A 19,241-nucleotide genomic window follows, 5' to 3' on the forward strand; every position below is an offset into this window, starting at 1 on the left:
CGGACGTGGAAGCGGGGACGAAAGACCCGTGCAGCTGACCGGTACTAATCAGCCGACAACTTCAACACCAAACACTCTTGTGCTACGCGTCCACTGTGCGGTTCCCGAACCACCAACACCACACCCCACACGGGGTGCCCCGGTGTCGAGGAGGTTCAACAGAGTTACGGCGGTCACAGCGAAGGGGAAACGCCCGGTCCCATACCGAACCCGGAAGCTAAGCCCTTCAGCGCCGATGGTACTGCCCTGGAGACGGGGTGGGAGAGTAGGACGCCGCCGGACAACCCTTCACCGAAGGCCCACCCCACACGGGGTGGGCCTTCGGCATATCCGCATACCCCCACACCACGCGACGGGGCGAACCCGTCGTGGCTGACCCTCTCGTCGGCGTCGGCGTCGGCGCTGGCCCCGGCGTCCGCCCGAGCCGTCGCGGAGCGGGGGGTGTGCCGGCGTCGAGCCGGAGCAGAGGCAGCGCCCCCGGGCGCGCACCTCGCACCACGCTTCTCCGGACGCCGGGCAGAGCGGTGCGAGGTGCGCCACCGAGCGCCGGCAGACGCAGGCTGATCGGGCTGCGGGCCGGCCGGAGGCGGGCCACGGCGCGTGTCCCCACTAGAATGGGGGCATGTCCACCATCTCCCGTGACGAGGTCGCGCGCGTCGCCGCGCTGGCCCGCATCGATCTGCGACCCGAGGAGCTGGACCGGCTCTCCGGCGAGCTCGACGTGATCGTCGACGCCATCGCCAAGGTCAGCGAGGTCGCGACGCCCGACGTCCCCGCGACGAGCCACCCGATCCCGATGTCGAACGTCTTCCGTGACGACATCCCCGAGCCGCCGCTGCCCGTCGAGGACGTCCTCGCGGCCGCGCCCGCGGCGGAGGACGGCCGGTTCTCCGTACCGCAGATCCTCGGGGAGGAGTGAGATGACGGACCTGACACGGCTCTCCGCGGCCGAGCTCGCCGAAGGGCTCGAGGCGCGCGACTTCTCGAGCGTCGAGGCCACCCAGGCGCACCTCGACAGGATCGTCGCGGTCGAGGGCGCGGTCAACGCGTTCCTCCACGTCAACACCGACGAGGCGCTGGCGACGGCGCGCTCGGTCGACGACCGCCGCGTCGCGGGCGAGCCGGTGCACCGGCTCGCCGGTGTGCCGATCGCGGTCAAGGACGTCGTCGTGACGAAGGGCATGCCGACGACGGCCGGCTCCAAGATCCTCGAGGGCTGGGTGCCGCCGTACGACGCGACGCTCGTCGAGAAGATCCGCGCCGCCGGGCTGCCGATCCTCGGCAAGACGAACATGGACGAGTTCGCCATGGGCTCGTCGACCGAGCACTCCGCGTACGGCAACACCCGCAACCCGTGGGACCTCGACCGGATCCCCGGCGGATCGGGCGGCGGCTCCGCCGCGGCGGTGGCGGCGTTCGAGGCCCCGCTCGCGATCGGCACGGACACGGGCGGCTCGATCCGTCAGCCCGGGGCCGTCACCGGCACCGTCGGCGTCAAGCCGACGTACGGCGGCGTCTCCCGGTACGGGCTCATCGCGATGGCGTCCTCGCTCGACCAGGCGGGCCCCGTCACGCGCACCGTGCTCGACGCCGCGCTGCTGCACGAGCTCATCGGCGGCTACGACCCGCGCGACTCCACGTCGATCCCCGGCCGCGGGCCGGCGCTCGTCGACGCCGCGGTCCAGGGCGCCACGGGCGACCTCTCGGGCTTGCGCGTCGGCGTCGTCAAGGAGCTCACGGGCGAGGGCTACCAGGAGGGCGTGAGCGCGCGCTTCGCGCAGTCGCTCGACCTCCTGCGCGGGCTCGGCGCCGAGATCGTCGAGGTCTCCTGCCCGCACTTCGAGTACGCGCTCGGCGCGTACTACCTGATCATGCCGTCGGAGGCGTCGAGCAACCTCGCGAAGTTCGACGGCATGCGCTTCGGCCTGCGCGTGGAGCCCGAGGAGGGCCCCGTGACCGCGGAGCGCGTCATGGCCGCCACGCGCGGCGCGGGCTTCGGCGACGAGGTGAAGCGCCGCATCATCCTCGGCACCTACGCGCTCTCGGCCGGCTACTACGACGCCTACTACGGCAGCGCGCAGAAGGTCCGCACGCTCATCCAGCGGGACTTCGCCGCCGCCTTCGAGCAGGCAGACGTCCTCGTCTCGCCGACGGCGCCGACCACGGCGTTCCGGTTCGGCGAGAAGCTCGACGACCCGCTCGCCATGTACCTCAACGACGTCGCGACGATCCCCGCGAACCTCGCGGGGGTCCCCGGGATGTCGGTGCCGTCGGGCCTGTCGGACGACGGCCTGCCCGTCGGCTTCCAGATCCTCGCGCCGGCCAAGGCCGACGACCGCATGTACCGGGTGGGCGCCGCGCTCGAGGCCGCCCTGGTCGGCTCGTGGGGCGGACCGCTGCTCGACCGCGCGCCCGCGCTGCCCACGGCCACGAACGCACAGGAGGGCCAGGTCGGATGACCGCCACGACCGTCGACCTCGTCGACTACGCCGACGCCACGCGCCGCTACGACCCCGTCATCGGGATCGAGGTGCACGTCGAGCTCGGCACGCTGACCAAGATGTTCTGCCCGGCCGAGGTGAGCTTCGGCGCCGAGCCGAACACCCAGGTGACCCCGGTCTCGCTCGGGCTCCCGGGCGCCCTGCCGGTCGTCAACGGCAAGGCCGTCGAGTATGCGATCCGCATCGGCCTCGCGCTCAACTGCCAGATCGCCGAGACGTGCCGGTTCGCGCGCAAGAACTACTTCTACCCGGACGTCCCGAAGAACTTCCAGACGTCCCAGTACGACGAGCCCATCGCCTACGACGGGTGGATCGACGTCGAGCTCGAGGACGGGACCGTGTTCCGCGTCGAGATCGAGCGCGCGCACATGGAGGAGGACGCCGGCAAGAACACCCACGTGGGTGGGGCGACCGGTCGCATCCACGGTGCCGAGTACTCGCTCGTCGACTACAACCGCGCCGGCATCCCGCTCGTCGAGATCGTCACGCGGCCGATCACGGGCGCGGGCGACCGCGCCCCCGAGGTCGCGCGCGCGTACGTGCAGACGCTGCGCGACATCTTCCGGGCGCTCGACGTGTCCGAGGCGCGCATGGAGCGCGGCAACGTCCGCGCCGACGTGAACCTCTCGCTGCGCCCGACGCCCGAGTCGCCGCTCGGCACGCGCACCGAGACGAAGAACGTCAACTCGTTCCGCTCCGTCGAGCGGGCCGTGCGCTACGAGGTCTCGCGCCAGGCCGCCGTGCTCGACGCGGGCGGCACGGTGATCCAGGAGACCCGGCACTGGCACGAGGACACGGGCATCACGACGTCGGGCCGCGTGAAGTCGGACGCCGAGGACTACCGGTACTTCCCGGAGCCCGACCTTGTCCCGATCGCGCCGCCGCGCGAGTGGATCGAGGAGATCCGTGCGGGGCTCCCCGAGCTGCCGGTCGCGCGCCGCCGTCGGCTCCAGGGCGAGTGGGGCTACGCGGACGCCGAGATGCGCGACGTCGTGAACGCCGGTGCGCTCGACCTCATCGAGGCCACCGTCGCCGCGGGCACCAGCCCGGCCGGTGCGCGCAAGTGGTGGATGGGGGAGCTCGCGCGCCGCGCCAAGCAGGACGAGGTGGCGCTCGAGGCGCTGCCCGTCACGCCCGCGCAGATCGCCGCGCTGCAGGGCCTCGTCGACGCGGGCCGGATCAACGACAAGCTCGCGCGCCAGGTGCTCGACGGCGTGCTCGCCGGCGAGGGGGACCCGGAGGCGGTCGTCACCGCCCGGGGCCTCGAGGTCGTCTCCGACGACGGTGCGCTGCTCGCCGCGATCGACGAGGCGCTCGCCGCGCAGCCGGACATCGTGGAAAAGGTCCGGGGCGGGAACCTCGGGCCCGTCGGGGCGATCATCGGTGCCGTGATGAAGGCGACCCGCGGCCAGGCGGACGCGGGCCGCGTGCGCGAGCTCGTCCTCGAGCGGATCGGCTGACCGCCGTGACGCGCGGACCGGTCGTCCTGGGAGAGATGGTGCGTCTGCGCCCGATCGAGGCGCGGGACGCGGACCGCATGTGGGAGTCGTTGCAGGACCCGGAGGCCAACCGGCTCACGGGGACGACGGCGACCTTCACGCGCGAGCAGATCGACGAGTGGGTGGCGACCGTCAGCGACCGGGACGGCCGGTACGACTGGGCCATCACGCCGGGCGCGGTGCGTGACGGGCAGCCGGTGAGCGACGAGCTGATCGGCGAGATCGTGCTCAACGACCTCGACGAGCACGCGCGCTCGGCGAACCTGCGGCTCGCGCTGCTCCCGAACTACCGCGGGCGCGGCTACGGTCGCGAGGCAATCTTCGAGGTGCTGCGGTTCGCGTTCGACGGGTCGACGGACGTCGACGGCGTCCGGCACGAGGGACCGCGCCTGCACCGCGTGAGCCTCGACGTGCTGAGCATCAACCCCCGCGCCCGGATGCTCTACGAGTCGTTGGGCTTCCGCGAGGAGGGTCGGCTGCGCGACGTCTACCGCGACGGCGACGGGTGGGCGGACGCGACGGTCATGAGCATCCTCGAGGACGAGTTCCGGGCGGGCCTCGGCGCGTCCTGAGCCGTCCGCGGGCACGACCGCACGAAGGGCCCGGCAGCATCCGCTGCCGGGCCCTTCGTCGTCCCGTCCTGCACCAGCTCCTCGCCGCGCGGACGCGCCCGTCAGGCGCGGTACGCCTGGCGCAGCAGCTCCACGCCGTCCTGCGTGCCCTCGAAGGAGGTGCCACCGGTCATGACGACGACGAGCTCCTGGTCGGGGAAGAGCGCCAGGAGCTGGCCGCCCAGGCCGAGGGCGAAGACCATGCCGAGGTCCGGGTCGGCCCACCAGTGCCAGCCGTACGCGCCGATCCAGGGGTAGGTCCGGGTGCGGGGGCGCCAGCACTCGCGCAGCCAGTCGAGCGGCGCGACCTCCTCGCGCAGCACGGCGGTCCCGAGGCGCGCGAGGTCGGTCGGGAGGAGGCACAGCCCGTTGCCCGCGTGGCTGTAGCCGTTCCGGTCCGCGTAGAAGCGCCAGCGGCGGATGCCCGACGGGCGGAAGAGGTGCTCCTCCGCCAGCTGCTCGACGCTGCGACCCGTGCGCCGGTGGAGCACCGCACCGAGCAGGTGCGAGGACCCCGTGGAGTACCACATCGTGCGTCCGGGCTCGTCGACCAGCGGCCGCTCCACGACGGCGCGCAGCAGGTCCTTGCTCGCGGTGAGCGGCGGGGCCGAGCCGCGCCAGACGCCGAACTCCGGCCACTCGAGCCCCGACGTCATCCCCAGCAGGTGCTCGACGGTGATGGCGCGCTTGCGCTCGTCGTCGACCGGCACGTGCGGCAGGTGCGCCAGCGCCGAGGACGACAGGTCGACGTCGACGAAGCCCGCGAGGATGCCGGTGACGCTCTTCGTCACCGAGTTCAGCTTGGCGAGGCGGTCCGCTCCGTCGTGGCGGCGGAACCACGTGCGCTCGGTGGTCCCCGCGTGCACGACGACGAGCGCGTGCACGCCGGCGGTGCGAGCCGCCGCTCCCAGCGCGGGCCGGTCCAGAGGTCGTCGATCATGGGGCAGGAACGTAGCGGCTCCGGCTCGCGGCGGACGACGGGATTACCGACGCGTGGCCGGGACGCACCGTGGTTGACATCACCCGACCCACGACGTACATTCATAAGACGGAAACAAACTTCCGAGATGTGGAATCCACTCCGAAGGTCGGGCGGTGTGCCGCCCGGCCCGGTCGTCGAGAGGGAACGCAGCGATGACGCTGGACGAGTTCAACCGGTGGTCGCCGGACGAGGCGCGGGACGCGCTCCTCGCGTGCGCCCACGTGGACCGCTGGGCCGAGGAGGTCGCGGCCGGGCGCCCGTACGCGACCGTGGAGGACGCCGCCGAGGCGGCGCTCACCGCCGCCGACCCGTGGACGGACGACGAGGTCGACTCCGCGCTGGCGCGCCACCCCCGGATCGGCGAGCGTGCCGAGGGGGAGGCCGCGGACGCGAGCATGTCGCGCTCCGAGCAGGCCGGCGTCGACACCTCCGACGACGACGTGACGCGCCGGCTCGCCGAGGGGAACCGCGCGTACGAGCAGCGGTTCGGCCACGTGTTCCTCGTCCGGGCCGCCGGGCGCAGCGCCGAGGAGATCCTCGAGCAGCTCACCGAGCGGCTGGGCAACGACGCCGAGACCGAGCGGGCGAACGCCGCCCGCAACCTGCGCGAGATCGCCGCGCTGCGGCTGAAGGGAATGCTGACGGCATGAGCACCCACGCCAGCCACATCACCACGCACGTACTCGACGCGGCCAGCGGTAGGCCCGCCGAGGGGATCACCGTCCGCCTGGAGGCGGCTCCGGAGATCGCGGAGGGGACGACGGGGCAGGGCTGGTCCCTGGTGGCGTCCTCCCGCACGAACGACGACGGTCGCGTGCCCCAGCTCGGGCCCGAGACCCTCGTCCCCGGTACGTACCGGCTCGTGTTCGACACGGCCGAGTACTTCGACCGGCGAGACACCGTGTCCTTCTACCCGGAGGTCGTCATCGTCTTCCGGGTGGCGAGCGCTGAGCAGCACTACCACGTCCCCGTCCTGCTCAGCCCGTTCGCCTACTCGACCTATCGAGGGAGCTGACATGAGCACCACCACGACTGCCGAGCAGTCGGCGGCCACGCAGAGCAGCGGGGCCATCGTCCTGGGCGACAACCAGTGGGGCAAGGCGGAGGTGCGCCTCGTGCGCGTCGACCGCTCCACGCCCCGGCACGAGATCACGGACGTCAACGTCTCCTCACAGCTGAGGGGCGGGCAGGAGGCCACGCACCGCGAGGGGGACAACTCCCGGTGCGTCGCGACGGACACGCAGAAGAACACGATCTACGCGTTCGCCCGTGACGGCGTCGGCGCGATCGAGGACTTCGCCATCCGCCTCGGGCAGCACTTCGTCGAGGACTTCGAGTGGATCGAGGGCGGGCGCTGGGAGATCGAGCAGTACTCCTGGAACCGCATCGAGACCTCGGCCGGCGAGCACGACCACGCGTTCGTCCGCAACAACCAGGAGACGCGCACCACGGTCGTGCAGCGCGACGGCGACGAGGTCTTCGTCGTCTCGGGCCTCACGGACCTCGTCGTCCTCAAGTCGACGGGCTCGGAGTTCCACGGGTTCCCGCGCGACCGCTACACGACGCTCGTCGAGACGGACGACCGCATCCTCGCGACGTCGGTCACCTCGCGCTGGCGCTACACGACCACCGACGTCGACTTCGACGCGGTGTACGCGAAGGTCCGCGCGATCCAGCTCGAGGCGTTCGCGACGACGCACTCGCTCGCGCTCCAGCAGACGCTCTTCGCGATGGGCAAGGCCGTCCTGGAGGCCGTCCCGGAGATCGCGGAGATCAAGTTCTCGATGCCGAACAAGCACCACTTCCTCGTGGACCTGGCGCCGTTCGGCCTCGACAACCCGAACGAGGTCTTCTACGCGGCCGACCGCCCGTACGGCCTCATCGAGGCGACCGTCCTGCGTGAGGACGTCCCGGCCGAGCCGCGTGCCTGGGCGACCGTCACCGGGTTCTGCTGAGGCGTCATGACGGACGGACGCGCCCTGCCCGGCCGCGGAGCCCCCGCGGCCCGGCAGGGCGCGCCCGCCTCAGGGCGCCGCGGTGATGAGCTCGCGCGTGAGCTCGCTCGCGACGCGGTGCAGCACCGGGACCGCGTGCTCGCCGAACTCGTACGTCACGCGGGCCGCGGGCCCGGAGACGGACAGCGCGGTGGGGGTCGGGGCGTCGGGCACCGCGACGGCGAAGCAGCGCACGCCGAGCTCCTGTTCGCCGTCGTCGATCGCGTACCCGCGCTCGCGGGTCGCGGCGAGCTCCGCGAGGAGCGCGTCGACGTCGGTGATCGACTGGTCCGTCGCGGGCGGCATGCCGACGCGGCCCATGATCTCGCGCACCGTCTGGTCGGGGAGCTGGGCGAGGACCGCCTTGCCGACGCCCGTGCAGTGCGTGTAGACGCGCCGTCCGACCTCGGTGAACATGCGCATCGAGTGGCTCGACGACGCCTGGGCGACGTAGACCGCCATGTCGCGGTCGATCATCGCGAGGTTCGCCGACTCGCCGAGGTCGTGGGCGAGGCGCTCCAGGTAGGGGCGCGCGCCGGCGCCGAGCTGGCGGCCCGCCGACTCGCCGAGCCGGATGAGGCGCGGGCCGAGGGTGTACCGCCGCGACGGCGTCTGGCGCACGTAGCCCTGGGCGAGCAGCGTGCGCAGCAGGCGGTGGATCGTGGGCAGGGGGAGCCCCGCGTGCTGCGCGAGCTCGCTCAGGCCGGACTCGCCGCCGAAGTCGGCGAGCAGCTCGAGCAGCTCGATCGCGCGGTCCACGGACTGCACGCCCCCGGCCGGCTTCGCCGGCCGCGTGCCCGGGGCGCTCTCCGTCGGCTCCGTCGCCGCCGAGGTCTCGGCCATCTCACCATCTCCTGTCCACCAGGTGCCGCCCGACGGCGGGCGCACCTCGCCTGAGCAGTGCGGGAACCTCCCGCGCTCCCTTCCGCATCACGGAAGACACGCATCAGCATACGAGAAGAAGGAACGAACATGACGTCCGAGACGAAGGCCCCGGAGACGCAGGCCGCGACGGCGAAGAACGCCGCGACCAGCCCGAGCTACTCCATCACGCTGCGCGTCGAGGCCCCCAGCGGTCACCGCACCGCGAGCGACCTCGTCGCGGCCGTGAGCGCGACGGGTGCCGCGATCACGGGCGTCGACGTCTCGGAGTCGGGCGCCGACCGCCTCGTCGTCGACATCACGGCCGACACCGTCGACGCCGCGCACGTGGAGCAGATCCGGGACGCGCTGAGCGCGCTCGACGGCCTCACCGTGCGCCACGTGAGCGACGCGACGTTCCTCATGCACCTCGGCGGCAAGCTCGAGGTCAACCCCAAGGTGCCGCTGCGCCACCGCGCCGACCTGGCCCGCGCCTACACGCCAGGCGTGGCGCGCGTGTGCCTCGCCATCGCGGAGCGGCCCGAGGACGCGCGCCGTCTGACGGTCAAGCGCAACACGGTCGCGGTCGTGACCGACGGCACCGCCGTCCTCGGCCTGGGCGACATCGGTCCCGCCGCGGCCCTCCCCGTCATGGAGGGCAAGGCCGCGCTGTTCAAGCAGTTCGCGGGCGTCGACGCGTGGCCGGTGTGCCTCGACACGACCGACACCGAGGAGATCATCCGCACGGTGAAGGCCATCGCGCCCGTGTACGGCGGCATCAACCTCGAGGACATCTCCGCGCCGCGCTGCTTCGAGATCGAGCGCCGCCTGCGCGAGGAGCTCGACATCCCCGTGTTCCACGACGACCAGCACGGCACGGCGATCGTCGTGCTCGCGGCGCTGACGAATGCGCTGCGCGTGGTGGGCAAGGCCATCGAGGACGTGCGCATCGTCGTCTCCGGCGTCGGCGCGGCGGGCAACGCGATCATCGCGCTGCTCCAGGGCCAGGGCGCGGGCAACATCGTCGCGTTCGACCGCCAGGGCGCGATCCACCCCGGCGCGAGCCTCACCGACGAGCACCGCCGCCGCCTGGCGGAGACGACCAACCCCGACGGCTTCACGGGCACGCTGCGCGAGGGCCTGGCCGGGGCCGACGTCTTCATCGGCGTCTCCGGGCCGAACATCCTCACGGGCGACGACGTGGCCACCATGGCCGACGACGCGATCGTCTTCGCGCTGGCGAACCCCACGCCGGAGGTCGACCCGATCGCCGCGGCGCAGCACGCGACGGTCGTCGCCACGGGCCGGAGCGACTACCCGAACCAGATCAACAACGTGCTCGCCTTCCCGGGCCTCTTCCGCGGCCTGCTGGACGTCGGCGCGAGCGAGATCACCGACGAGATGCTGCGCGCCGCGGCCGTCGCGATCGCCGACGCCGTCGCGCCCGAGGAGCTCAGCGCGAGCTACATCGTCCCGAGCGTCTTCGAGCCGGCCGTCTCCACGGCCGTCGCGCGCGCCGTCGCCGAGGTCGCGGAGCGCGACCGCGCGGGCCAGGCTCAGGAGAGCAGCACGTCGGGCCACCACGTCGGGTCGGCAGCCCGGTCCTGACGCACCCTCGTCAGCCCGGCCCGCCCCGCAGAAAGGACACCACCATGACCACCACCACGGCCGTCGCCGTCCACGGACCCGCCGTCGAGCGGTCCGACGAGATCCTCACGCCGGACGCGCTCGACTTCGTCGCCGACCTGCAGCGCCGGTTCGGCGCCCGCCGCGACGAGCTGCTCGCCGCCCGGGCCGCGCGGCGCGAGCAGGTCGCCCGCACGGGTCGCCTCGACTTCCTGCCCGAGACCGCCGACGTGCGCGCGGGGGACTGGACGGTCGCCGGCGCGCCCGCGGACCTCCGGGACCGCCGCGTCGAGATCACCGGCCCCCCGACGCCCAAGATGGCGATCAACGCCCTCAACTCGGGCGCGAAGGTCTGGCTCGCCGACCTCGAGGACGCGTCGACGCCGCACTGGAGCAACGTCGTCGGCGGCCAGGTCGCCCTGCACGACGCGACGCGCCGCACGCTCGCGTTCACGTCGCCCGAGGGCAAGCAGTACGCGCTGCGCCCGGAGACCGACGGCGACCCGCTCGCCGTCATGGTCGTGCGGCCCCGTGGCTGGCACTTCGACGAGGTGCACCTCACCGTGGACGGGACGCCCGCCGTCGGCGCGCTCGTGGACTTCGGGCTGCACTTCTTCCACAACGCCGCGGAGCTCGTCGCGCGCGGCTCCGGGCCGTACTACTACCTGCCGAAGATGGAGTCCCACCTCGAGGCGCGCCTCTGGGACGAGGTCTTCACGCACGCGGAGCAGGCGCTCGGCATCCCGCACGGGACGATCCGGGCGACGGTCCTCATCGAGACGATCCCCGCGGCGTTCGAGATGGACGAGATCCTCTACGAGCTGCGCGACCACGCGTCCGGGCTCAACGCGGGCCGCTGGGACTACCTGTTCTCCGTGATCAAGTACTTCCGCGACTCCGGGCCGTCGTTCACGCTGCCCGACCGAGGGTCCATCACGATGACCGCGCCGTTCATGCGCGCGTACACCGAGCTGCTGGTGCAGACGTGCCACCGGCGCGGCGCGTTCGCTATGGGCGGCATGGCGGCCGTCATCCCGAACCGCCGCGAGCCCGAGGTCACCGCCCAGGCGTTCGAGAAGGTGCGCGCCGACAAGCAGCGCGAGGCCGGCGACGGCTTCGACGGGTCGTGGGTCGCGCACCCGGACCTCGTGCCGGTGTGCCGCGAGGTGTTCGACGGGGTGCTCGGCGAGCGACCCAACCAGCTCGACCGGCGGCGCCCCGACGTCCACGTCACGGCCGACCAGCTCCTCGACGTGGCGTCCGCGCAGGGCGACGTCACCGAGGCGGGGCTGCGCAACAACCTCTACGTGTCCGTCGCGTACGTCGCGGCGTGGCTCGCGGGCAACGGCGCGGTCGCGATCCACAACCTCATGGAGGACGCCGCGACCGCGGAGATCTCGCGCTCGCAGGTGTGGCAGTGGGTGCGCTCGGGCGCGTCGTTCACCGCGGGCGAGAGCGCGGGCACGACCGTCACCGCGGACCTGGTCCGCACGCTCCTGCGCGAGGAGACCGCGCGGCTGCGGGACGACGTCGGGCACGAGGCCTACGACGCCGGGCCGTACGACCGGGCGGCGGCGCTCGTCGAGGACATCGCGCTCAACGAGCACTACGTCGACTTCCTCACGCTGCCCGCGTACGAGGACGTCGTCGCGCACGAGCAGGACGCGTCCTGATGCCGGCCGGTCCCGAGGCGGGCTCGGTCCGCGGCTTCAGCGAGGACGGCGTCGCGGCGCTGCACGCGTCGCTCGACGGGCTGCTCGCACCCTGGGACGCGGAGCTCGCGGCCCGCTACCCGGGCGACGACGGCTCGCGCCAGCCCGTGCACACCGTCTACGTGCCGGGCGACCGGTACGCGGCGGGCCTCGCGCCGGAGTGGGCGGCCCAGGCGCGCGAGGCGGTCGACGGCGCGGGCGGCGTCCGTCGCCTCGTGGACCTGCTGGGCGTCGGGGAGGGAGCCGGGGGCGACCTCGCGGACGCCGTCGCGGAGCGCGTGAGCGCGAAGCTCGCGGTCGAGGCGATCGAGGACCTCCGGATCGACTTCGAGGACGGGTTCGGCGACCGCGGCGACGCGGCGGAGGACGCCGCGGTGATCGCGGCGGCGCGCGAGCTCGTCCGGGCCGAGGCGCAGGGCACCGCGACGCCGTTCGCGGGCATCCGCATCAAGTGCCTCGAGGAGGCGACGCGCCGACGCGGCGTGCGCACCCTCGCGCTGTTCGTCGCGGAGCTCGTCGCGGGTCGCGCCGCGGCCGGCGAGGCCCGCGCCCTGCCGGACGGGTTCGTCGTGACGCTCGCCAAGGTCACCGCGCCGCAGCAGGTCGAGGCGATGGCGCGCGCGTGCGAGCACGTCGAGGACGCGAACGGCCTCGAGCCGGGCACCCTGCGGTTCGAGGTCCAGGTCGAGACGCCGCAGGCGCTGCTCGCGGCCGACGGCACGGCGACGGTCGCCCGCCTCGTGCACGCCGCGCCGGGTCGTGTCACGGCGCTGCACTACGGCACGTACGACTACTCGGCGTCGCTCGGCATCGCCGCTGCGTACCAGTCGATGGAGCACCCCGCGGCCGACCACGCGAAGTCGGTCATGCAGCTCGCCGTCGCGGGCACGGGCGTGCGCCTGTCGGACGGGTCGACGAACGTCCTGCCCGTCGGCGACCCCCAGGCCGTCGACGCGGCGTGGCGGCTGCACGGGCGGCTCGTGCGCCGCTCGCTCGAGCGCGGGTACTACCAGGGCTGGGACCTGCACCCCGCGCAGCTCCCGAGCCGGTTCGCCGCGACGTACGCGTTCTACCGCGAGGGCGCGGCGTCGGCGCTCGCGCGCCTCGCGGCGTACGTCGGGTTCGTGCCCGACGCCGGGGGCGTCCTCGACGAGCCGGCGACCGCCAAGGCGATGGCCTGGTTCCTCGGACGCGGCGTCGACTGCGGCGCGCTCACCGAGACCGAGGTCCGCACCGCGACCGGCCTCGACCGCGCCGGGCTCGACGCGGTCCGCGTCTCCGGGCGCGCGCCGCAGCCGGTCGCGGGCTGAGCGCCCGCCCTCCCATCCTTCCCGCCGTCCGCCGTGGCACCGCCACCGGCACGGCCACGACCTCCGAGGAGTGACCCCATGACCCAGACCACCCCCTACTACACCCCGCAGGGTGGCCTGCCCGGCCAGACCGAGCTGCTCACCGACCGCGCGATCGTCACCGAGGCGTACACGGTGATCCCGCGCGGCGTGCTGCGCGACATCGTCACGAGCAACCTGCCCGGCTGGGACAAGACCCGGCTGTGGGTGCTCGCCCGGCCGATCGAGGGCTTCGCGACGACGTTCGCGCAGTACGTCATGGAGGTCTCGCCCGGCGGCGGGTCGGACCAGGGCGAGGACGAGGAGACCGTGCAGTCCGTCGTCTTCGTCACCGAGGGCACGCTCGTGCTCACGCTCGCCGGGGTCGAGCACGTGCTCGAGCCGGGCGGGTACGCGTACCTGGCGGCGGGGGAGCGGTGGGCGCTGCACAACCGCTCGGACGCCAAGGCCGCGTTCCAGTGGATCCGCAAGGTGTACGAGCCGATCCCGGGCCACACCGCGACGTCGTTCGTCACGCGCGAGCAGGACGTCGAGCCGCGCGCGATGCCGGACACGGACGGCGTGTGGGTGACGACGCGGTTCGTCGACCCCGACGACCTCGCGCACGACATGCACGTCAACATCGTGACGTTCCAGCCCGGCGGGTCCATCCCGTTCGCGGAGACGCACATCATGGAGCACGGGCTCTACGTGCTCGAGGGCAAGGCGGTCTACCGCCTCAACGGCGACTGGGTCGAGGTCCAGGAGGGCGACTTCATGTGGCTCCGCGCGTTCTGCCCGCAGGCCTGCTACGCGGGCGGCCCCAAGCCGTTCCGCTACCTGCTCTACAAGGACGTGAACCGGCAGGTCAAGCTCGACCGTCGGCGCTGACGAGACCTGACGAGGGCATGACCAGGGCCCGGCTCCGCACGCGGAGCCGGGCCCTCGTCGTGCTTCGGGTGTTTTCACCCGCCGCGGCGCGAAGATCATCCGGCTCCGAACGTCTCTCGGCCTGTCGGCGGTGCCACAGTGGGGTGTAAGGCAACGGATCACGTGAACCAATGGAGTGTTCATGGCACCGCGCTACAACTCCCCGCCCAACTGGCCGCCGCCTCCTGCAGGGTGGTCACCGCCGCCAGGCTGGTCGCCTGACCCCGCATGGGGACCCGCGCCGCAGGGGTGGAGGTTCTGGGTCGAAGACACCGAGTCCGGTTCTCCCGATCCCCGAGGGGTGCTTCCCAAGGTCGGTGCCGGTGACGAGACCGCGGGAGCGGCACAGGGGAAGTCCTGGATTGCGCGGCACAAGCTCCTGACGGGAGCAGGCGGTGTGGTCCTGCTCATCGTCGCCATCGCGGCGCTGGTCGGCGGGAATGGCGGCGCAGGCGAAGATCCCGTTGTCGTCGCGACGACGCAAGGTGCCGATCAGGGCGAGAAGTCGGCTGACGAGATCGCTGCGGACGAGCAGGCAGAGGCCGAGCGCCTCGCCGAGGAGGAAGCAGCGGCGGCGGCGGAAGCCGAGGAGGAGCGGCTGGCGGAGGAGCAGCGACTCGCTGACGAGGCGGCTGCTGCTGAGGCGGCCGCTGCCGAAGCGGCGAGGATCGGGTCGGTCGCGCAGCAGAATGCGTACCGGTCGGCCGTGAGCTACCTCGACCTGACGGGGTTCTCGCGTTCGGGCCTCATCGGGCAGCTCGAGTTCGAGGGTTTCAGCACGGCCGACGCCGAGTTCGCCATCGCTCGACTCGAGGCCGAGGGCGGCGTTGACTGGAACGCGGAGGCGGCCGAGAGCGCGGCGAGCTACCTCGACTTGACGTCGTTCTCGCGAGCCGGTCTCGTCGACCAGTTGCTCTTCGAAGGATTCACGCCGGAGCAAGCCGAGTACGGAGTGAGTACCACGGGACTGTGAGTCAGGCCCGGTCCCGACCGGTCGCCGTCATGCGTCGTGGAGGACCAGGCCGCACGTCGATCCCGCCTGGCGACGGACGTCCCTGTAGCGACGAGGTTTGCGCCTCCGTCGAGCCTCGCGTTCTGCGCCTCCATGAAGGCCACGCCCGCCCACTCCTCGAAGAGCACCGCGACCGGCCCCTGACCTCCTGACCGAGCGGCAGCGCGTCTCGCCTTCGCCATCCCGATGATGCATGACGTCTGAACGTCGCCGAGCGCGACTCGAGCGCGCACGCCGGAGACGGGAGCCGTCGCACGACCCGCCTTCGTGGGTCGTGTGAGAGCGGACGAGAGCAGCGCGCGAGCCCAAGTTCGTCGCCCTCTCCTGCCACCGTCGTCGCCAGGGTCTGCACCCGAGGCCTGGGAGAGGTTCAGCCTTGCGCGCCCTCGTGAGACTCCGCTGACGGGCTTCCCATCGCACCAGCTACGGGAAACGCAGACTGCCTGGACGTCGCACCGAGGCCTCTTCGACGGTTGACGCTCTGCACGAACGGTGTCTACACTTCCATACAGCAGAAGAAAAGTTCCGCAGAATGGAATCGCAACGCAGCGAGACGCGGACGGACCCAGGGAGACGACGATGAGTCCCGCACCGACGTACACCGTCAACTGCTCGATCCTGCTCACGGACCTGCCGCTGCTCGAGCGGCCGGCCGCCGCCGCGGCGGCGGGGTTCCGGGGCGTCGAGTTCTGGTGGCCGTTCGCGTCGCCCACGCCCGCCCGCGACGAGGTGGACGCGTTCGTCGGCGCGATCGAGACGGCGGGCGTGCAGCTCACGGGCCTGAACTTCGACGCCGGGAACATGCCCGGCGGCGACCGCGGGCTCGTATCGTGGCCCGCGCGCTCGGCCGACCTGCGCGCGAACCTCGACGTCGTCACCGCGATCGGGGAGCGCACCGGCTGCCGCGCGTTCAACGCGCTCTACGGCAACCGCCAGGAGGGTGAGACGCCCGAGGCGCAGGACGAGCTCGGCGCCGAGAACCTCGCGCTCGCGGCGCGGGCCGTCGGGCGCATCGGCGGGACGGTGCTCGTCGAGCCCGTGAGCGGCGCGCCGGCCTACCCCCTGAAGACCGCGGCCGACGCCGTGCGCGTCATCGACCGGGTCGCCGCCGACCACGGCGAGACGAACCTCGGTCTCCTGTTCGACGTCTACCACCTGGCCGTGAACGGCGACGACGTCGACGCGGCTCTGTCGACCTACCGCGGTCGCATCGCGCACGTGCAGGTCGCGGACGCGCCCGGTCGCGGTGAGCCCGGCACGGGCGACCTGCCGATCGAGCGCTGGACCAAGGACCTGCGCGCCGGCGGCTACGACGGCTGGATCGGCCTCGAGTACAAGACCGCGGCCGCCGACCCGTTCGCGTGGCTTCCCGCCGCCGAGCGCTGACGCGACCCCCGGCCGTCCGCCGGCCGCGTGCCGGCGTCCGTCGGCCGCCCCGACCCCCGACCTGAACCACCCAGAGGAGCACACCATGGCCTCCATCGCCTTCATCGGACTCGGCATCATGGGCAGCCCCATGGCCGTCCACCTGCAGAACGCCGGGCACGACGTCGCGGGCTACAACCGGAGCCCCGAGAAGACCGCGCCGCTCGTCGAGGCGGGCGGTCGCGCGGCCGGGTCGGTCGCCGACGCGGTCTCGGGCGCCGACGTCGTCGCGATCATGGTCCCGGACTCGCCCGACGTGGAGGCGGTGCTCACCGGCGACGACGGCGTCCTCGCGAACGCGAAGCCCGGCGCGCTCGTCGTCGACTTCTCCTCGATCCGCCCGGACGTCACGGTCGCGCTCGCGCAGCAGGCGAAGGACGCGGGCCTGCGGATCGTCGACGCCCCCGTCTCGGGCGGCGAGCCGGGCGCGATCAACGCCGCGCTGTCGATCATGGTCGGCGGCACGCCCGAGGACTTCGAGGCAGCCAAGCCGTTCCTCGACGTCGTCGGCAAGACGGTCGTGCACGTGGGCCCGAACGGCTCCGGCCAGACGGTCAAGGCCGCGAACCAGCTCATCGTCGCCGCGAACATCCAGGCTCTCGCCGAGGCGGTCGTCTTCCTCGAGGCCTACGGCGTCGACACCGATGCCGCGATCGAGGTCCTGGGCGGCGGCCTCGCGGGCTCGGCGGTGCTGAACCAGAAGGCGCGCAAGATGCTCGACCGCGACTTCGGCCCCGGCTTCCGGATCGAGCTCCACCACAAGGACCTCGGCATCGTCACCGCCGCGGCCCGCGAGGCGGGCGTCGTCGCGCCGCTCGGCGGCCTCGTCGCCCAGCTCATGGCCTCCGCCCGCGCGAACGGCGACGGCGGCCTCGACCACTCCGGCCTGTTCCGCGGCGTCGAGCGCCTGTCCGGCCGCGACGGCTCCTGACCTTCCCCCTGACGACGACGTCACCTCCAGCAAGGAGAGAAACCATGCCTCGTATGCGTGCGGTGGACGCCGCAGTGGCGATCCTCGAGATCGAGGGCGCGACCCAGGCCTTCGGCCTGCCCGGCGCCGCCATCAACCCCTTCTACTCCGCGATGCGCGCGCACGGCGGCATCGACCACGTGCTCGCCCGCCACGTCGAGGGCGCGTCGCACATGGCCGACGGCTACTCCCGCGCGAAGCCGGGGAACATCGGCATCTGCATCGGCACGTCGGGCCCCGCGGGCACCGACATGATCACCGGCCTCTACGCCGCGTGGGCCGACTCGATCCCGATGCTCTGCATCACGGGCCAGGCGCCGGTCGCCAAGCTCGACAAGGAGGACTTCCAGGCCGTCGACATCGCGAGCATCGCCGCTCCGGTGACGAAGATGGCCAAGACCGTCCTCGAGGCCGGGCAGGTGCCGCAGGTCTTCCAGCAGGCGTTCCACCTCATGCGCTCGGGCCGCCCGGGCCCGGTGCTCGTCGACCTGCCGATCGACGTGCAGCTCACGGAGATCGAGTTCGACCCGGCGACCTACGAGCCGCTGCCCGTGCACCGCCCGACGGCGACGCGCGCCCAGGCCGAGAAGGCGATCGACCTGCTGCTCGCGGCGGAGCGTCCCCTGCTGGTCGCGGGCGGCGGCATCGTCAACGCGGGCGGCGAGGACCTGCTCGTCGAGCTCGCCGAGACGCTCGGCGTCCCCGTGATCCCGACGCTCATGGGCTGGGGCGTCATCCCGGACGACCACGCGCTCATGGCCGGCATGGCCGGTCTCCAGACGTCGCACCGCTACGGCAACGCGAACCTGCTCGCGTCCGACTTCGTGCTCGGCATCGGCAACCGCTGGGCCAACCGCCACACGGGCGGCCTCGACACGTACCGCGCGGGCCGCACGTTCGTCCACGTCGACATCGAGCCGACGCAGATCGGTCGCGTGTTCGCGCCCGACTACGGCATCGTGTCGGACGCGAAGGCGGCCCTCGAGCTGTTCGTCGAGGTCGCGCGCGAGCGCCGCGACGCCGGCCGTGCGCGCGACTACGCGGGCTGGGCGGCCGAGTGCGCCGAGCGCAAGCGGACGCTGCAGCGCAAGACGCACTTCACCGAGATCCCCATCAAGCCGCAGCGCGTGTACGAGGAGATGAACAAGGCCTTCGGCCCCGAGACGCGCTACGTCACGACCATCGGGCTCTCGCAGATCGCCGGCGCGCAGTTCCTCCACGTGTACAAGCCGCGGCACTGGATCAACGCGGGCCAGGCCGGGCCCCTCGGCTGGACGGGGCCGGCGGCGCTCGGTGTCGCGAAGGCCGTGCCGGACGAGCCGGTCGTCGCGCTCTCGGGCGACTACGACTTCCAGTTCATGATCGAGGAGCTCGCGGTCGGCGCGCAGTTCAACCTGCCGTACGTGCACGTCGTCGTGAACAACTCCTACCTGGGCCTGATCCGCCAGGCGCAGCGGGCCTTCGACATGGACTACCACGTCCAGCTCTCGTTCGAGAACGTCAACTCGCCCGAGCTGGGCGGCTACGGCGTCGACCACGTCAAGGTGGCCGAGGGCCTGGGCTGCAAGGCGATCCGCGTGACCGACCCCGAGGGGCTCGGCGAGGCGTTCGCGAAGGCGCAGGCCATGGCGGCGGAGTTCCGCGTGCCGGTCGTGGTCGAGGTCATCCTCGAGCGCGTCACGAACATCGCCATGGGCGTCGAGATCACGGGCGTCAACGAGTTCGAGGACCTCGCGATCTCGGCCGAGGACGCCCCCACCGCCACCGCGCTGCTCGACTGAGCACGCCGC

The 19,241-nt window shown here is 72.6% G+C and carries 17 protein-coding genes and 1 rRNA gene; 16 read left to right on the forward strand and 2 right to left on the reverse strand.

All coding sequences use genetic code 11. From position 1 onward, the window contains the following. Positions 1-165: 165 nt before the first annotated feature. From rrf to ACI769_RS07440, 5 genes are all read left to right on the forward strand, one after another. A 5S ribosomal RNA gene (gene rrf / locus ACI769_RS07420) occupies positions 166-282 on the forward strand. A gap of 340 nt (positions 283-622) precedes the next feature. After that, the gene (gene gatC / locus ACI769_RS07425; RefSeq protein WP_034652217.1) at positions 623-919 is read left to right on the forward strand and encodes an Asp-tRNA(Asn)/Glu-tRNA(Gln) amidotransferase subunit GatC; all 297 of its coding nucleotides are present in this window, start codon (positions 623-625) and stop codon (positions 917-919) included. 1 nt (position 920) lies between these two features. Continuing rightward, positions 921-2,459: an Asp-tRNA(Asn)/Glu-tRNA(Gln) amidotransferase subunit GatA gene (gene gatA, locus ACI769_RS07430; RefSeq protein WP_034652219.1), complete on the forward strand. Its 1,539-nt coding sequence runs from the start codon at positions 921-923 to the stop codon at positions 2,457-2,459. After that, on the forward strand, positions 2,456-3,961 hold the full coding sequence (gene gatB, locus ACI769_RS07435) for an Asp-tRNA(Asn)/Glu-tRNA(Gln) amidotransferase subunit GatB (protein ID WP_021480421.1): 1,506 nt from the start codon (positions 2,456-2,458) through the stop codon (positions 3,959-3,961). The genes gatA and gatB overlap by 4 nt, the downstream gene beginning before the upstream one ends. 5 nt (positions 3,962-3,966) lie before the next feature. After that, entirely contained in the window at positions 3,967-4,572 is a 606-nt protein-coding gene (locus tag ACI769_RS07440) for a GNAT family N-acetyltransferase (RefSeq protein WP_034652222.1), read from the forward strand. Between the two features lie 101 nt (positions 4,573-4,673). Here ACI769_RS07440 and ACI769_RS07445 read toward each other — a convergent pair whose 3' ends face one another. Then, the gene (locus tag ACI769_RS07445) at positions 4,674-5,558 is read right to left on the reverse strand and encodes a serine hydrolase domain-containing protein (RefSeq protein ID WP_409141487.1); all 885 of its coding nucleotides are present in this window, start codon (positions 5,556-5,558) and stop codon (positions 4,674-4,676) included. Between the two features lie 187 nt (positions 5,559-5,745). On the opposite strand from ACI769_RS07445, the gene uraD reads away from it, so the two are divergent. The 3 genes from uraD to pucL are packed head-to-tail and all read left to right on the forward strand — an operon-like array spanning position 5,746 to position 7,548. Further along, a complete protein-coding gene (gene uraD, locus ACI769_RS07450; protein ID WP_021480423.1) occupies positions 5,746-6,243 on the forward strand; it encodes a 2-oxo-4-hydroxy-4-carboxy-5-ureidoimidazoline decarboxylase in 498 nt (165 codons plus the stop codon). Continuing rightward, a complete protein-coding gene (uraH, locus tag ACI769_RS07455; RefSeq protein WP_021480424.1) occupies positions 6,240-6,608 on the forward strand; it encodes a hydroxyisourate hydrolase in 369 nt (122 codons plus the stop codon). The genes uraD and uraH overlap by 4 nt, the downstream gene beginning before the upstream one ends. 1 nt (position 6,609) lies before the next feature. Further along, positions 6,610-7,548 carry a factor-independent urate hydroxylase gene (pucL, locus tag ACI769_RS07460; protein ID WP_051028101.1) on the forward strand — a complete coding sequence of 313 codons (939 nt, stop codon included), beginning with the start codon at positions 6,610-6,612 and terminating at the stop codon, positions 7,546-7,548. Between the two features lie 69 nt (positions 7,549-7,617). On the opposite strand, the gene ACI769_RS07465 is transcribed toward pucL, so the two are convergent. Beyond that, positions 7,618-8,430 carry an IclR family transcriptional regulator gene (locus tag ACI769_RS07465; protein WP_051028102.1) on the reverse strand — a complete coding sequence of 271 codons (813 nt, stop codon included), beginning with the start codon at positions 8,428-8,430 and terminating at the stop codon, positions 7,618-7,620. Positions 8,431-8,559: 129 nt separating this feature from the next. Here ACI769_RS07465 and ACI769_RS07470 point away from each other — a divergent pair, with 129 nt between their 5' ends. The 8 genes from ACI769_RS07470 (at position 8,560) to gcl (ending at position 19,232) form a co-directional block, all read left to right on the forward strand. Beyond that, positions 8,560-10,056: an NAD-dependent malic enzyme gene (locus tag ACI769_RS07470; RefSeq protein WP_137280992.1), complete on the forward strand. Its 1,497-nt coding sequence runs from the start codon at positions 8,560-8,562 to the stop codon at positions 10,054-10,056. A 44-nt stretch (positions 10,057-10,100) separates the two neighbouring features. Beyond that, a complete protein-coding gene (gene aceB, locus ACI769_RS07475; protein WP_409141432.1) occupies positions 10,101-11,747 on the forward strand; it encodes a malate synthase A in 1,647 nt (548 codons plus the stop codon). Next, entirely contained in the window at positions 11,747-13,096 is a 1,350-nt protein-coding gene (locus ACI769_RS07480) for a DUF6986 family protein (protein ID WP_409141433.1), read from the forward strand. Before aceB ends, ACI769_RS07480 begins: the two co-directional genes overlap by 1 nt. 78 nt (positions 13,097-13,174) lie before the next feature. Beyond that, positions 13,175-14,005, forward strand: coding sequence for a bifunctional allantoicase/(S)-ureidoglycine aminohydrolase (locus ACI769_RS07485; protein ID WP_021481128.1), 831 nt, complete (start codon positions 13,175-13,177; stop codon positions 14,003-14,005). Positions 14,006-14,441: 436 nt separating this feature from the next. Then, a complete protein-coding gene (locus ACI769_RS07490) occupies positions 14,442-15,017 on the forward strand; it encodes an Ltp family lipoprotein (protein ID WP_232322528.1) in 576 nt (191 codons plus the stop codon). A gap of 618 nt (positions 15,018-15,635) precedes the next feature. Then, positions 15,636-16,442, forward strand: a complete 807-nt coding sequence (locus tag ACI769_RS07495; protein WP_034652231.1) for a hydroxypyruvate isomerase family protein — start codon at positions 15,636-15,638, stop codon at positions 16,440-16,442. A gap of 85 nt (positions 16,443-16,527) precedes the next feature. Then, a complete protein-coding gene (locus ACI769_RS07500; RefSeq protein WP_085387608.1) occupies positions 16,528-17,412 on the forward strand; it encodes a 2-hydroxy-3-oxopropionate reductase in 885 nt (294 codons plus the stop codon). 44 nt (positions 17,413-17,456) lie between these two features. Then, positions 17,457-19,232: a glyoxylate carboligase gene (gene gcl / locus ACI769_RS07505; protein ID WP_021481125.1), complete on the forward strand. Its 1,776-nt coding sequence runs from the start codon at positions 17,457-17,459 to the stop codon at positions 19,230-19,232. The last annotated feature ends 9 nt before the right edge of the window (positions 19,233-19,241 follow it).

Origin of the sequence: Cellulosimicrobium sp. RS (assembly GCF_046159675.1) — a bacterium.
GTDB lineage: Bacteria > Actinomycetota > Actinomycetes > Actinomycetales > Cellulomonadaceae > Cellulosimicrobium > Cellulosimicrobium funkei.